The organism is Pseudomonas sp. 2822-17, from assembly GCF_002742485.1.
GTDB lineage: Bacteria > Pseudomonadota > Gammaproteobacteria > Pseudomonadales > Pseudomonadaceae > Aquipseudomonas > Aquipseudomonas cyclaminis.
This window is the reverse complement of record NZ_LJRZ01000766.1, coordinates 24,181-38,808: the sequence shown is the minus strand read 5'-3', so window position 1 is coordinate 38,808 and position 14,628 is coordinate 24,181. Positions and strand designations below refer to the sequence as shown.

Here is a 14,628-nt window from a genome sequence, read left to right as displayed (position 1 = left end):
GCCTGGCAAAGGAATTCACATGAAAAAACTGACATTGATATTGAGCTGCGTCCTGCTGTTCGCAGGTTTTGCGCAAGCCGCCGAGAAACCGGTGATCCGCATCGGCGCCCGAGTGTTCACCGAGCAGACCCTGCTCGCCGAAATCACGTCCCAGTACCTGCGCGCCAAGGGCTACGACACCCAGGTGACCGGCGGCCTGGGCAGCAACCTGGCGCGCAGTGCCCAGGAAAGCGGGCAACTGGATCTGATCTGGGAGTACACCGGCGTGTCCCTGGTGGCTTACAACCATGTGGACGAGAAGCTCGACAGCGAACAGTCCTACGCACGGGTGAAAGAACTCGACGCTAAAAAAGGCCTGGTCTGGCTCTCGCCGTCGCGCTTCAGCAACACCTACGCCCTGGCATTGCCGGAGAAGGTCGCCGAGGAACATCCTGACATCAACAGCATCAGCGACCTCACCCAAGCCATGGCGCAAGACACCCAGGAACACCGCCTGGTAGCCCTGGACACCGAGTTCGCCAACCGCTCCGACGGCCTGGCCGGCATGGTCAAGCTGTACGACATGAACCTCACGCGCAAAAATACTCGGCAGATGGACGCGGGCCTGGTCTACACCGCCTTGCGCAATGGCCAGGTGTTTGCCGGCCTGGTCTACACCACCGACGGTCGCCTCAACGCCTTCAAGCTCAAGCTGCTGGCGGATGACATGCACTACTTCCCGGACTACACCGCAGCGCCCGTGGTGCGTCAGGAATACCTCGACAAGCATCCGCAACTGGCTGCCGAACTCAAGCCACTGGCCACGCTGTTCGACGACGAAACCATGCGCCAGCTGAATGCGCGGGTCGACGTCGACCATGAGAGCCCGTCCGCTGTTGCCGCCGATTTCCTGCGCCAACATCCGATCAACTAAAGAAGGAGAAGACATGGAATTCCTGAACGCCTTTTCCCATCTTGATTGGGCACAAGTCCTGCACCTGACCTGGCAGCACATCACCCTGGTTGGCATTGCCGTGATCCTGGCGATTGTCGTGGGCGTGCCCCTCGGCGTGCTGATGACGCGCTTTCCGACCTTGGCCGGCCCGCTGCAAGCCAGCGCCACGGTGCTGCTGACCGTGCCGTCCATCGCCCTGTTCGGCCTGCTGCTGCCGTTCTACTCCAAATTCGGCCAGGGCCTGGGCCCGATGCCGGCGATCACCGCCGTGTTCCTCTACTCCCTGTTGCCGATCATGCGTAACACCTACCTCGCCCTGACCGGCGTTGAACCGGGCATTCGCGAGGCCGCCAAAGGCATCGGCATGACTTTCGGCCAGCGCCTGCGCATGGTCGAACTGCCGATTGCGGTGCCGGTGATCCTCGCCGGTGTGCGCACCGCCGTGGTGATGAACATTGGTGTGATGACCATCGCCGCCACCATCGGTGCCGGTGGCCTGGGTGTACTTATTCTGGCTTCCATCAGCCGCAGCGACATGTCGATGCTGATTGTTGGCGCCGTGCTGGTCAGTCTCCTGGCCATCTTCGCCGACCTGCTTCTGCAATGGCTGCAACGCTCGCTGACTCCAAAAGGATTGCTCAAATGATCGAACTTCAAAACCTGTCCAAGACCTTTCAAAGCAACGGCAAGACCATTACTGCCGTCAACGATGTCAGCCTGACCGTCAATGAAGGCGAGATTTGCGTGTTCCTCGGCCCGTCGGGCTGCGGCAAAAGCACCACCCTGAAGATGATCAACCGCCTGATCAAGCCTTCCTCGGGCAAGATCCTGATCAACGGCGAAGACACCACCGACCTGGATGAAGTGACCCTGCGTCGCAACATCGGCTACGTGATCCAGCAGATCGGCCTGTTCCCCAACATGACCATCGAGGAAAACATCGTGGTCGTGCCCAAGCTGCTGGGCTGGGACAAACAGAAATGCCACGACCGCGCCCGCGAGTTGATGAGCATGATCAAGCTGGAACCCAAGCAGTACCTGCATCGCTACCCCCGTGAGTTGTCCGGTGGCCAGCAGCAGCGGATCGGCGTGATCCGCGCACTGGCGGCCGATGCGCCGTTGCTGCTGATGGATGAGCCGTTCGGCGCGGTCGACCCGATCAACCGCGAGATGATCCAGAACGAGTTCTTCGAGATGCAGCGCGCGCTGAACAAGACCGTGATCATGGTCAGCCACGACATCGACGAAGCCATCAAGCTGGGTGACAAAATCGCGATCTTCCGCGCCGGCAAGCTGCTGCAGATCGACCATCCAGACACGCTTTTGGCGCACCCGGCTGACGAGTTCGTCAGCAACTTCGTGGGCCAGGACAGCACCCTCAAGCGCCTGCTGCTGGTGAAGGCCGAAGACGCGGCAGACAACGCCCCGTCGGTGAGCCCGGAAACCCCGGTGGCCGATGCCCTGGAACTGATGGACGAAACCGACCGTCGCTATGTGGTGGTCACCTGTGCCGAGAACAAGGCACTGGGGTATGTACGACGTCGCGACCTGCACCGTCAGACCGGTACCTGCGGCCAATACCTGCGCGAGTTCAACGCCACGGCGGCGTATGACGAGCATTTGCGCATCCTGTTGTCGCGCATGTACGAATTCAACCGCTCGTGGCTGCCGGTGATGGATGCGGAGCGGGTGTTCCTGGGGGAAGTGACGCAGGAGTCGATTGCCGAATACCTGAGTTCCGGTAAGTCGCGTGGGGGCAAGACCAGCATCGTGTCGCCTGCCGAGACCGCACTGGCGTGATGAGAGCTGTCGCCGCCGCACGACCGGCGGCGACAGTCCTTAGGTTACGTCCTGATATTGACGCTATTGGGGTTGCACCGACTGTCCCCCTCCAGCTTCATGATCACGTCATGAGCCACATACGGACGTGCAGGCTCAAGGCTCCAGGTCTCTTTGTTCGCGGCAATGAACTGAGAGTCCAAATGGCATGCCAGTTGGCGACGCATGCTGCTGCCCATATTGTCGAAGTTCCAGGGTTTACTCATGTCGTGGGCTGCCAGATTGGCCAACTCCGCGTACACCACATCGGTTTTACCGACGCCGGCCTTCCTGCCGCATTCAGTAGGGGTGACTTTGAGTGATGCGATGGTGCCCAACACGGGTTCTACGTAATTGTCCGTCCATTCGACGCTTTCGATGTACTTATCACATGACCGTGGATCGTCCGGCTCGGGGGCCTCTGGAGACTGGTCATCGCTAATGTAGATAAACGTGGCGTCCTCTCCTGTGTTTTTAGGCATTTCCTGATGGATGACCGGCTTCCAGGTATTCCCTTGCGCCAGCCACCTGCGCTGATCATCCCGGGCAAGCTCTCGAGCCTCAAACACCCTGCCATCGGAATGAATAACCCCCACCCAACTGACGTAGATAAAGGCCATGATCGGCAGTTGCTTATAGGTTTTATTGACCTCCAGCGACGGATTAAGAGGCGCATCAAACTGAGGTCGGGTTGCCGCCCAATCGCGGTTCCAATACTTATTATCGGGCCAAGTCAACAGGCGCAACTCTGTTTGCGTCACTTGTGCATCAACCTTGTCAGCAGCCTCATTGGCCAATAACTTTCGAGCCTCGACAAATGTATTAAAAGCATCCGCCTTATTATAAGTACCAAAATAGTCATTCACCGTATCAAAGCCACACTGATACTGATGAGATTTAAGACTCGGCTGAGTGGGCTGACGATGAAAGTGCTTCAACCACGCACTGGCATTGCTGATACCCAATTTTTGGCAATAGTCTTCGACAGCCTCAAGTGTATTAAGATTTTCCTGATAGTCCGCGCACCCGGCGTCAGTCCGATTACCCGTCCATGAGTCAATTGGAAAGGCACACAGCACTTTTAGTTTAAATTCAGTCTTAGTGTCGACAAAGTCATTTGGCTTCAAGGCAAACCCGTTGAATTTGTTAAGACCGAGGCCGTCATAGCTGGTATCCGTCCTCAGATAGGAAACCGACACCCCTCTGTTCGAGAGGTTGGGCCGCCCTAAGCCGCCGGCTTCGAGACTATGGGAGTAAGGGCTTGGGTCCCATGGAAGATAACTTTGCTTGCTGGCGATTCCTCGCAACATGATGCCAGAACATTCCGATGCCAACCTGCCGCTACCACAATCGCGGGCGGTAAAGTTGTATAAATACTTCATCATTTTCGCCGCATCAGTGCCTGGACTCGCATACACATAAGTCGAACTCATTGACAAACCACAGACCAGCCACAATATGACGGTGGTTCTTTTTCCTTTGTTGTTCATGGCCAATACCTCGCCGTTAATGGATGAGATACCAGCCTTAAAACAAAAAAAACACTACTATTGCGCGCACATTTTCACACACGCACATAACCACGATTCGTAAAAAACCTGCTTTAGGACCGGCTACTTTCACAGTCGACTAACTGCAAACTCAGTATTCACTGGGTATGCAAATCTGGCTACTGTCATACCTTACAGGTCACCGTCATTACTTATATTTTTTCTGGATAACCGAAGGATCCTCCATCGCGCCAATGACTATGCCCACTGCACCGCCAGTGCAAGCTACGCAACGATCATTTCGCGGCCCCATGCCTGAGGAGGGGAACATCTGCCTGTCATGAGGGTCGGTTAAAACGTACCTCAGCCACGCACCGCGACGAACGCGTGCAAAAACGCGACATTTTTAGTTGATCTCAAGCCCCTCACGCCCTAAAGTTCGCGCCGAACGTCCATGCTGGAAACGATCCATCCGGCTCAAGTACTGACGACGAGACAGCAAGGCCAAGGGAAGCGTCTATTCCCATGGCCTTTTTGCTTTCGGCGACATGCCTTGGGAAGTAGGCGAACCAAAGTGGGGATACGGAGGACGTTCATTTGCACCCATTGCTAATTTCAGTTTGCCCTTAGGAGTCCCCAGCATGTCGATCAACGTCGAAGATTATTTCGCGCGCGCCACTTTTGACAAAATGAAGGCGTTCGCCGACAAGCAAGAAACCCCGTTCGTGGTGATCGACACCGCGATGATCAGCCAGGCCTACGACGACCTGCGCGCCGGTTTCGAATTCGCCAAGGTGTATTACGCCGTCAAGGCCAACCCAGCCGTCGAGATCATCGACCTGTTGAAAGACAAGGGGTCGAGCTTCGACATCGCGTCGATCTACGAGCTGGACAAGGTCATGGACCGTGGCGTCAGCGCCGACCGTATCAGCTACGGCAACACCATCAAGAAATCCAAGGACATCCGCTACTTCTACGAGAAGGGCGTGCGTCTGTTCTCCACCGACTCCGAAGCCGACCTGCGCAACATCGCCAAGGCTGCGCCGGGTTCGAAAGTGTATGTGCGTATCCTCACCGAAGGCTCGACCACGGCTGACTGGCCTTTGTCGCGCAAATTCGGCTGCCAGACCGACATGGCCATGGACCTGCTGATCCTGGCGCGCGACCTGGGCCTGGTGCCTTACGGCATCTCGTTCCACGTGGGTTCGCAGCAGCGCGACATCAGCGTGTGGGACGCGGCGATCGCCAAGGTCAAAGTGATCTTCGAACGCCTGAAAGAAGAAGACAACATCCATCTCAAGCTGATCAACATGGGCGGCGGCTTCCCGGCCAACTACATCACCCGCACCAACAGCCTGGAAACCTACGCTGAAGAAATCATCCGTTTCCTCAAGGAAGACTTCGGCGACGACCTGCCGGAAATCATCCTGGAGCCGGGCCGTTCGTTGATCGCCAACGCCGGTATCCTGGTCAGTGAAGTGGTGTTGGTCGCACGTAAATCCCGTACCGCCGTCGAGCGTTGGGTGTACACAGACGTGGGTAAATTCTCCGGCCTGATCGAAACCATGGACGAAGCCATCAAGTTCCCGATCTGGACCGAAAAGAAAGGCGAGATGGAAGAAGTGGTCATCGCCGGCCCAACCTGCGACAGCGCCGACATCATGTACGAAAACTACAAGTACGGCCTGCCGCTGAACCTGGCCATCGGTGACCGTTTGTACTGGCTGTCGACCGGCGCCTACACCACCAGCTACAGCGCGGTTGAGTTCAATGGCTTCCCGCCGTTGAAGTCGTTTTATGTTTAACAGCAGCCGCAAGTTTTAAGCTGCAAACCGCAAGAAAAACCCATGACGTGTCATGGGTTTTTTTATGCCTCCGGAAGGCTGGCGGCGCGTTGTCGGTAGGCCTCGGCCATCGCGCGAATCGGCGGGTCGTTGGCCGCCGCCAGCGCCTTGTGGGCCACCCGCAAAAACTTCAGATTGCCGCCGGCAAGCGCTTTGTGCAGCCACTCCAGCGCCGTCTCGACCTGGCCTCTATCCGCCAGCACCGCCGCATAACTGAACTGCCCACGGAAATCCCCGCCTTCGGCTGAGCGGCGATACCAGTCCACAGCGGCCTGCGGGTCCCTCGGGCAATACTGACCGTCTTCCAGGTAGCGCCCCAGCAGGTTCATCGACTTGGCGTGGCCCTGCTCCGCCGCCCGACGATAGAAGGACAATGCTTGCGGCTGATCCTCAGCAACACCGCGACCGGTCGCCAGCAGGTTTGCGTAGTTGTATTGCCCCCAATCCAGCCCCGCCTCGGCGGCCAGACGGTATTGCTGCGCCGCCGCGGCCGCATCCGCCGGGCAGCCCCAGCCATGCTCCAGGCAACGCCCGGCCATATTGCGCGCCATCAGATGACCGCCCTGCGCCGCGATGCGGAACCAGCGCAACGCCAGCGCTTCATCGCGGGCAATGCCGCGCCCTTCCAGCAGGATTTGCCCGAGCAGGGCCTGGGCATCCACCACGCCCTCCTTGGCCGCGATCAGGATCGCTTGGGCGGCGCGCACCGGCGCGTCGTCGAGCATGTTCTGCAATTGTTCGACATTGAGCACTTCCTGGCGGCGTAACAAAAAGCCCATCTCAGACCTCGACCCAGCGACGCAACAGGTTGTGGTAAGTGCCGGTGAGCTGGATCAACGCGGGGTGGTCGGGTACATCCGCGGTCAGTTGCCGGATCGCGCCGTCCATCTCGAACAGCAACGTGCGCTGGCTGTCTTCACGCACCAGGCTTTGGGTCCAGAAGAACGAGGCATAACGTGCGCCACGAGTCACGGCGTTGACTTTGTGCAGGCTGGAGCCGGGGTACAGCACCATGTCGCCGGCGGGCAACTTGACCCGCTGCACGCCAAAGGTGTCCTGGATCTCCAGTTCGCCGCCGTCGTACTCATCCGGATCGCTGAAGAACAGGGTGGACGACAGGTCCGTACGCACCCGTTCGTGGCTGCCTTTGGGCTGGCGCACGGCGTTGTCGATATGGAAGTCGAAACTGCCGCCTGCGGTGTAGCAGTTGAGCAACGGCGGGAACACCTTGTGGGGTAACGCCGCTGACATAAACAGCGGGTTCTGCCACAACCGTTCGAGCATCGCCGCACCGATTTCCTTGGCCAACGGGTGGCCTTCGGGCAATTGCAGATTGTGTTTGGCTTTGGCGGATTGATGCCCGGCGGTGATTTTGCCGTCGGCCCAATCGGCGTCTTCCAGGGCTTGGCGGATGCGCTGCACTTCCTCGCGAGAGAACAGGCCGGGAATGTGCAGCAACATGAGGCAATACCTGTAGGCAAGGAGGCGCTAATGGTATTGATTCTTATCCGACCTGTAAAACGCCGTGACGGACGAGTTCGTAAAAACCGTAAGCAAAAAGTGTAAAGAATGTAAATTCAGTGCAATTAGCAATGTATCGCAATTGATATGAAGTCTTGTTCACCCTATATTCCGCGGCCTCACATCCTTGGGGAAAGGACACGTCATGTCGCGCACCATTATAAAAACATCTGCCAGTTCACCGCGTTTGCTGGCCTCGGCCATCGGCGTGGCCCTCGGTGCCAGCTCCGTCGCCCATCTGGCGCAAGCGGCCGAAGACACCGAACAGAAAGGCCAGCGCGACAGCATCTCCCTGGGTGCCACCAGCATCACCGGGGAAGAACAGGACGCCACGTCCTACCAAGTCGAAAAAGCCTCTTCGCAGAAATACACCGCGCCGCTGGTGGACACGCCGCGCTCGGTCACCGTCGTGCCGCAACAAGTGCTCAAAGACACCGCCGCTACCTCGTTGCAGGATGCCCTGCGCACCGTACCGGGGATTACCTTCGGCGCCGGCGAAGGCGGCAACCCCCAGGGCGACCGACCGTTCATCCGGGGTTTCGACGCCCAGGGCGACACTTACCTGGACGGCGTGCGCGACACTGGCGGCCAGAGTCGTGAGATTTTCGACATCGAGTCCATCGAAGTCAGCAAAGGCCCGAACTCCTCGTTTGGCGGTCGCGGTTCGGCCGGTGGCAGCCTCAACCTGGTGAGCAAGACGCCGCAAGCCCGAGACTTCACCAACGGCGGCTTCACCTACGGTTCCGACCAGACCCGTCGCTACGTGCTCGACGTGAACCGCCAGTTCCTCGACGACAGCGCCGCGTTCCGCCTGAACCTCATGACCCACGAGCAGAACGTGGCCGGCCGTGACGCCGTCAATTACGACCGTTGGGGCGTGGCGCCATCGCTGACCTTTGGCCTGGGCACCCCAACCCGCGTCAACCTCAGCTACTACCACATGGAAAGCAACGACCTGCCGGACTCGGGCATTCCCTACGGCTACAGCTCGTCGACCGCCACCACCCACGGGCACGACAAACCCAATGACGGCGGCGACAGCAACAACTTCTACGGCCTTAAAGATCGGGATTTCCGCAAGACCCGCGCCGATATCAGCACCGTCTCCATCGAGCACGACCTGAACGACAGCATGACGCTGAAAAACACCCTGCGTCATGGCAGCACCGGGCAGGACTACATCCTGACCCAGCCGGATGACAGCAAGCTCAACGTCAACCGTTTCGGCACCGTATGGCGTCGCGCCAACAGCCGCGTCTCCACAACGACGACGACCACCAACCAGACCGATCTGTTTGGCAGTTTCCAGGCACTGGGCTTCAAGCACAGCTACTCCACCGGCCTGGAATTCACGGGTGAAGAAACCCGCGTGAGCAGCTACACCATCAGCCCGAACGCCAACCCCACCGGCGGCTGCACCGTGGCCGGCGGCAGCCAAGGCGGCCAGTGCACCTCGCTGAGCAACCCGAACCCGGATGACGCCTGGAACGGCAGCATCGCGCGCAACTACAACGGCACCAACACCAAAGCCACCAGCCGCGCCGCCTATGTGTTCGACACCATCGAACTGGACCCGAAATGGCTGCTGAACGTCGGCCTGCGCTACGACACCTTTGACACCGAAGCCAACACCAACGCCGTCCCTAGCGCGACCGTGAAGGCGCGGAGCAAGATCAAGGATGACAGTCAGTTCTTCAACTGGCAGGCCGGCCTGGTCTGGAAGCCGGTGGAAAACGCCAGCGTCTATGCCTCGTACGCCACCTCGGCCACCCCTGCCGGCGGCCTGGTCGGCGAAGGCTCCGATGGCAACCCGCTGTCCGCTGGCGCGGCCAGCAGCGATCTGCAACCGGAAGAAACCGTCAACTACGAACTGGGCACCAAGTGGGATCTGTTCCACGACCGCCTCTCGCTGACCGCTGCAGTGTTCCGTACCGAGAAGAAAAACACGCGCATCCTGGTGGACGCCCTCACCTACCAGAACGCCGGTGAATCCCAGGTAGACGGTATCGAGTTGTCCGCCAGCGGCAAAATCACTGATCAGTGGCAAGTGTTCGCGGGCTACAGCTACCTGGACAGCGAGCTGGTCAAAGCGGGCCGTAACGGGCGCAACGGTGTCATCAGCGCCGGTTCCAACGAAGGCAACCAGATGCCCAACACGCCGAAGAACAGCTTCAGCCTGTGGACCACCTACGCCATCACACCCAAGCTGACCATCGGCGGCGGCGCGTTCTATGTCGATGACGTCTACGGCGATGTGGGTAACACGGTCTACGTGCCGTCCTATACCCGCTACGACGCCATGGCCAGCTACAAGCTGACCAAAAACATCGACCTGCAATTGAACGTGCAAAACCTCACGGACAAGACCTACTACGACAAAGCGTTCTCAACGCACTTCGCCAACCAGGCGGCTGGGCGCACGGCGCTGGTGTCCACCAGCTTCCACTTCTAGACACCGCTTCACGTAGCACAAAGCCCCACGCATCGGATGCGTGGGGCTTTTGCGTGTAAAACAGAATGTTTCTCGAAAAGCCACGGCATAATGCGCGCCGTGCCCTACATACCCAGATAGACGAGGCGGTCAGACGTGTTGAAGAAAACCCTGTTCCAGTTGCACTGGTTCTTCGGCATCACTGCCGGGCTGGTGCTGGCCTTGATGGGGATCACCGGGGCTGCGGTCTCGTTTCAGGATGAACTACTGCGGGCACTCAACCCCAACGTACTGAGCGTTGAAAAACGCGAAGCCGGTGTGCTGCCGCCCGCCGAACTGGTGCGCAAGCTCGAAGCCACCGAAGGCAAGACCGTCGCCATGCTGTTCGTGGAAAGCGAAAGCGGCAATGCCGCACGCGTGTTCTTCACCCCGCCGCCGGGTGAGCGACGCGGCCAACTGCGCTACTTCGATCCCTACACCGGCGATTACATGGGCGATGTGGTCGGCCAGGACTTTTTCGGCTTTATCCTGCAACTGCACCGCTTCCTCGCCATGGGCGAAACCGGGCGCAACATCACCGGCGCGTGCACGCTGATCCTGGTGTTTTTCTGCCTCTCCGGTTTGTACCTGCGCTGGCCGCGCCAGGTGGCAAGTTGGCGTGTGTGGCTGACCCTGGACTGGCGCAAAAAGGGCCGCAGTTTCAACTGGGACCTGCACTCGGTGTTTGGCACCTGGTGCCTGCTGGCTTACTTGTTGGCGGCGCTGACCGGGCTGTCCTGGTCATATGACTGGTACAGTCAGGGCTTGACCAAACTGCTGTCCGACGCGCCGCAAAATGAACGCATGCGCAAGCGCGGCCCGCCGCCGGCAGGCCCGGCGCTGGTGGCCAACTATGACGCAATCTGGAGCAGCATCTACAGCAACGCAGGCCCGGGGTTGAGCGCCTACAACATCCGCATGCCGGCCGTCGCCGGGCAACCGGCGACCGTCTACTACCTGTTGAAAGACTCACCCCATGACCGCGCCCTGAACCAGATCAACCTGGACCCGGCCACCGGCGAGGTCAAATCCCATGATCAATACGCGAGCAAAAGCTTCAAGGCGCAGCTACTGACCAGCCTCTACGCGCTGCACACCGGCAGTTACTTCGGCCTCGCCGGGCGGATCATCCTCACCGTCAGCTCATTGCTGATGCCGCTGTTCTTCATCACTGGCTGGTTGCTGTACCTGGACCGTCGCCGCAAAAAACGCCAGGTGCGCGACGCCCGTAAAAGCCTCGGCGCCAACCACAGCAATGCCCCGGCCTGGCTGATCGGCTTTGCCAGCCAGAGCGGTTTTGCCGAGCAACTGGCCTGGCAGACCGCCGGGCAATTGCAGGCGGCCGGCCTGCCGGTGAAGGTGCAGTCCTTGGGTAGCGTCAGCCAGGACGATTTGCTCCAGTCAGAAAATGCGCTGTTTGTGGTCAGCACTTTCGGCGACGGCGAAGCCCCCGACAGCGCCCGTGGCTTTGAACGCGCAGTGCTCGGCCAGGACCTGTCCCTCAAAGGCCTGAATTACTCGGTGCTGGCCCTGGGTGATCGTCAATACGAACACTTCTGCGGCTTTGCCCGGCGCCTGCATTTCTGGCTGACCAACCAGGGCGGCAACCCACTGTTTGCTCCGGTGGAAGTGGACAGCGGCGACACGGCCGCGCTGCTGCATTGGCAACAACAGCTTGGGCAGTTGACCGGTCAGGCACCGGCCGCGGCATGGCCTGCCGCCCAGTACGAAACCTGGACGCTCAGCCAGCGCCACCTGCTCAACCGCAACAGCGCAGGCTCGAACGTTTACCTGCTCGGCCTCACCCCGGCTTCGCCACACACCTGGCAAGCCGGCGACCTGGCGGAAGTGTTGCCCCGCAATTGCCCATGGGCCATCGAGCACTTCCTGAGCGGCCTGGGCCTGACCGGCACCGACGGCGTGTTGATCGACGGTTTGGCCACGCCCCTCAACCAAGCCCTGGCGACTCGCCAACTGCCGGAAAACCGCGCCCATCTGGTGGGCATGCATGCCCAGGCATTGGTGGACGCACTGGCGCCCTTGGGCATGCGCGAATACTCCATCGCCTCGGTTGCCAGCGACGGCGTGCTGGAGTTGATCGTGCGCCAGGAACGCCACCCCGATGGCAGCCTGGGCCTGGGCTCGGGTTGGCTCACCGAACACGCGGCCTTGGGCGCAGGCATCAGCCTGCGGCTGCGTCGCAACAGCGCCTTCCACCTGCCGCAAGCGCCTGTGCCATTGATCCTGCTGGGCAACGGCACCGGCCTCGCGGGCCTGCGCAGCTTGCTCAAAGCGCGGATTGCCGATGGCCAGCAGCGCAATTGGCTGTTGTTCGGCGAACGCAATATTGCCCACGACTACCTGTGCCAGGACGAGCTGCAAGGCTGGCTGGCCAGCGGTGATCTGGCCTTGCTGGACCTGGCATTTTCGCGGGATCAGGAAGAGAAGATCTACGTGCAGGACCGCCTGCGTGAATCGGCCGATGTGCTGCGTAAATGGCTCGCAGATGGCGCGGCGATTTATGTGTGTGGGAGCTTGCAGGGGATGGCGGCGGGAGTGGATCAGGCGCTGCACGACGTGCTGGGCAGCGAGGCGGTGGAGCGTTTGATCGAACAAGGCCGCTATCGCCGGGATGTCTACTGAGGCGACCTATGTGAGAGAGGGCTTGCCCCCGATGAGCATGGGTCTCAACACAACTCTCAAAGGCTTATACATAACGCTGTGGTGAGCGGGCTTTTGTGGTGAGCGGGCTTGCCCCGCGCTGGGCTGCGAAGCGGCCCCAAAACGTCCACCTCGATTGATTCTGGCACTCTGCGGTGACCTTATTGGGGCTGCTTCGCAGCCCAGCGCGGGGCAAGCCCGCTCACCACAACAGCCCAGTTGCCATACATTCAATACCTATGCCCCCATGAGGGGGTGTCAGCTAACACATCTGTGACTGCCCCACCGCTATCGGGGGCAAGCCCCCTCCCAGATTTGGACCGCATGCCAAATGATTAGACTGGTTGTAGTTTTTGCTCGAACACCGAGACGCCATCCAGGTCGCGCAATATCACCGTCAACTCTGTCGTCTGCCCATCGATATTCACCTCGCCAAAAAACTGAAACCCGGCAAACGGCGAGGTGTTCTGCGCCGGCGGCGCCTTCTCGAAGACCACCTCTGGCCCAAAGGTTTTATCCAGCGGATTAGGCCCGAAACTCCCCGCATTCAGCGGCCCGGCAACGAACTCCCAGAACGGCTCAAAATCCTGGAACGCCGCCCGATCCGGGTGGTAGTGATGCGCTGCGCAGTAGTGCACATCCGCCGTCAGCCATACGTGGTTACGCACCTTCTGCGCACGCAGGAATGCCAACAGTTCGGCGATTTCCAGCTCGCGCCCTTGCGCCGAGCCGGGGTCGCCATTGGCGATCGCTTCCCAGCGCGGCACGCCGGGGCTGACTTCACCGTCGGGCACACCCAGGCCAATCGGCATGTCGGCGGCGATCACTTTCCATTGCGCCTTCGAGGCCTTGAGTTCGCGCTTGAGCCAGTCCAGTTGCTCACGACCGAGGAAGGGCTTGGCGCCGCCCAGATTGTCATCGTTGCCGCCGCGATAGCTGCGCATATCCAGCACAAACACATCCAGCAGCGGGCCGTAGCTGAGCTTGCGATAAATCCGCCCGCCGCCGTCTGCGCTTTGGCGGCGCATCGGTGAATATTCGAGCCAGGCCTGGCGCGCACGACCCACCAGCGTGTTGATGTCTTTGGTCTGGTAACGCTCGTCGAGCTGCTTGCTGGGCGACCAGTTGTTCACCACCTCATGGTCGTCCCACTGCCAGATCTGCGGCACTTCGGCATTGAAGCGGCGCACGTTTTCGTCCAGCAGGTTGTAGCGGTAATTGCCGCGATACTCATCGAGGGTTTCGGCGACTTTGCTCTTGGCTTCGGTGGTGATATTGCGCCAGATGCGCCCGCCTTCAGTCGCCAGTTGCGCCGGCACCGGGCCGTCAGCGTAGATGGTGTCGCCGCTGTGGATAAAAAAGTCCGGCAGGCGCAGGCGCATGGCCTCGTAGATGCGCATGCCGCCGATGTCCGGGTTGATGCCGAAGCCTTGGCCGACGGTGTCGCCGCTCCACACAAAGCGAATGTCACGGCGCTGCTGCGGCACGCTGCGCAGGTGGCCGAACCACGGCTCACTGGCGATGCCGGTCTGGGCGTCTTCGAAGTGCACACGGTAGAAAACCGCCTGGTCGGCGGGCAGCCCGGTGAGTTCGACGCGGGCGGTGAAGTCGCTACGGTTGTCGGCCAAAGGCGAGACGAATCGGCGTGGGTTGCTGAACACGCTGCGGGTGTCCCACTCCACCACCATCCGCGCCGGGCGGTCGCTGCGGCTCCAGATCATGGCGCGATCGCCGAGCAGGTCGCCGGACTGCACGCCGTCGGTGAGTTGCGGCCGGTCCTTGACCGAAGCAATCACCGCCGGCGCCAGGCCCGTCAGCAAAAGGCCGGCGCCGACGACTTGCATCACACGGCGACGGCCCAGATCGAAATGGCTCATGCAGGTGCCCTCT

At 60.2% G+C, this 14,628-nt stretch carries 10 protein-coding genes; 6 read left to right on the top strand and 4 right to left on the bottom strand.

Translation table 11 applies throughout. The features are described 5' to 3' along the window. The first annotated feature begins 19 nt into the window (after window positions 1-19). The 3 genes from AOA60_RS27780 to AOA60_RS27770 are packed head-to-tail and all read left to right on the top strand — an operon-like array spanning window position 20 to window position 2,734. Window positions 20-913: a glycine betaine ABC transporter substrate-binding protein gene (locus AOA60_RS27780; RefSeq protein ID WP_099587070.1), complete on the top strand. Its 894-nt coding sequence runs from the start codon at window positions 20-22 to the stop codon at window positions 911-913. 13 nt (window positions 914-926) lie between these two features. Further along, entirely contained in the window at window positions 927-1,580 is a 654-nt protein-coding gene (locus AOA60_RS27775; protein WP_027604864.1) for an ABC transporter permease, read from the top strand. After that, window positions 1,577-2,734: a betaine/proline/choline family ABC transporter ATP-binding protein gene (locus tag AOA60_RS27770; RefSeq protein WP_099587069.1), complete on the top strand. Its 1,158-nt coding sequence runs from the start codon at window positions 1,577-1,579 to the stop codon at window positions 2,732-2,734. The genes AOA60_RS27775 and AOA60_RS27770 overlap by 4 nt, the downstream gene beginning before the upstream one ends. Before the next feature lie 44 nt (window positions 2,735-2,778). Here the strand turns inward: AOA60_RS27770 and AOA60_RS27765 are convergent, their stop codons facing one another. Continuing rightward, window positions 2,779-4,242, bottom strand: coding sequence for a DUF2599 domain-containing protein (locus tag AOA60_RS27765; RefSeq protein ID WP_099587068.1), 1,464 nt, complete (start codon window positions 4,240-4,242; stop codon window positions 2,779-2,781). A 641-nt stretch (window positions 4,243-4,883) separates the two neighbouring features. Here AOA60_RS27765 and AOA60_RS27760 point away from each other — a divergent pair. Continuing rightward, entirely contained in the window at window positions 4,884-6,047 is a 1,164-nt protein-coding gene (locus AOA60_RS27760) for a type III PLP-dependent enzyme (protein ID WP_032886216.1), read from the top strand. Window positions 6,048-6,109: 62 nt separating this feature from the next. On the opposite strand, the gene AOA60_RS27755 is transcribed toward AOA60_RS27760, so the two are convergent. After that, entirely contained in the window at window positions 6,110-6,865 is a 756-nt protein-coding gene (locus AOA60_RS27755; RefSeq protein ID WP_099587067.1) for a tetratricopeptide repeat protein, read from the bottom strand. Window position 6,866: 1 nt separating this feature from the next. Beyond that, entirely contained in the window at window positions 6,867-7,547 is a 681-nt protein-coding gene (locus AOA60_RS27750; RefSeq protein ID WP_099587066.1) for a Fe2+-dependent dioxygenase, read from the bottom strand. Between the two features lie 205 nt (window positions 7,548-7,752). Here AOA60_RS27750 and AOA60_RS27745 point away from each other — a divergent pair, with 205 nt between their 5' ends. Both AOA60_RS27745 and AOA60_RS27740 read left to right on the top strand, forming a co-directional pair. Continuing rightward, window positions 7,753-10,059 carry a TonB-dependent siderophore receptor gene (locus AOA60_RS27745; protein WP_099587065.1) on the top strand — a complete coding sequence of 769 codons (2,307 nt, stop codon included), beginning with the start codon at window positions 7,753-7,755 and terminating at the stop codon, window positions 10,057-10,059. A gap of 135 nt (window positions 10,060-10,194) precedes the next feature. Continuing rightward, window positions 10,195-12,720 carry a sulfite reductase flavoprotein subunit alpha gene (locus AOA60_RS27740; RefSeq protein WP_099587064.1) on the top strand — a complete coding sequence of 842 codons (2,526 nt, stop codon included), beginning with the start codon at window positions 10,195-10,197 and terminating at the stop codon, window positions 12,718-12,720. A 353-nt stretch (window positions 12,721-13,073) separates the two neighbouring features. On the opposite strand, the gene AOA60_RS27735 is transcribed toward AOA60_RS27740, so the two are convergent. Continuing rightward, window positions 13,074-14,615, bottom strand: a complete 1,542-nt coding sequence (locus AOA60_RS27735) for an alkaline phosphatase (protein ID WP_099587063.1) — start codon at window positions 14,613-14,615, stop codon at window positions 13,074-13,076. Between the last annotated feature and the right edge of the window lie 13 nt (window positions 14,616-14,628).

Bases quoted from the DNA above. Each gene is read 5' to 3' on its own strand.
- AOA60_RS27745 (WP_099587065.1), top strand. From the start codon at position 7,753: ATGTCGCGCACCATTATAAAAACATCTGCCAGTTCACCGCGTTTGCTG.
- AOA60_RS27770 (WP_099587069.1), top strand. From the start codon at position 1,577: ATGATCGAACTTCAAAACCTGTCCAAGACCTTTCAAAGCAACGGCAAG.
- AOA60_RS27760 (WP_032886216.1), top strand. From the start codon at position 4,884: ATGTCGATCAACGTCGAAGATTATTTCGCGCGCGCCACTTTTGACAAA.
- AOA60_RS27755 (WP_099587067.1), bottom strand. From the start codon at position 6,865: ATGGGCTTTTTGTTACGCCGCCAGGAAGTGCTCAATGTCGAACAATTG.
- AOA60_RS27765 (WP_099587068.1), bottom strand. From the start codon at position 4,242: ATGAACAACAAAGGAAAAAGAACCACCGTCATATTGTGGCTGGTCTGT.
- AOA60_RS27735 (WP_099587063.1), bottom strand. From the start codon at position 14,615: ATGAGCCATTTCGATCTGGGCCGTCGCCGTGTGATGCAAGTCGTCGGC.
- AOA60_RS27750 (WP_099587066.1), bottom strand. From the start codon at position 7,547: ATGTTGCTGCACATTCCCGGCCTGTTCTCTCGCGAGGAAGTGCAGCGC.
- AOA60_RS27775 (WP_027604864.1), top strand. From the start codon at position 927: ATGGAATTCCTGAACGCCTTTTCCCATCTTGATTGGGCACAAGTCCTG.
- AOA60_RS27780 (WP_099587070.1), top strand. From the start codon at position 20: ATGAAAAAACTGACATTGATATTGAGCTGCGTCCTGCTGTTCGCAGGT.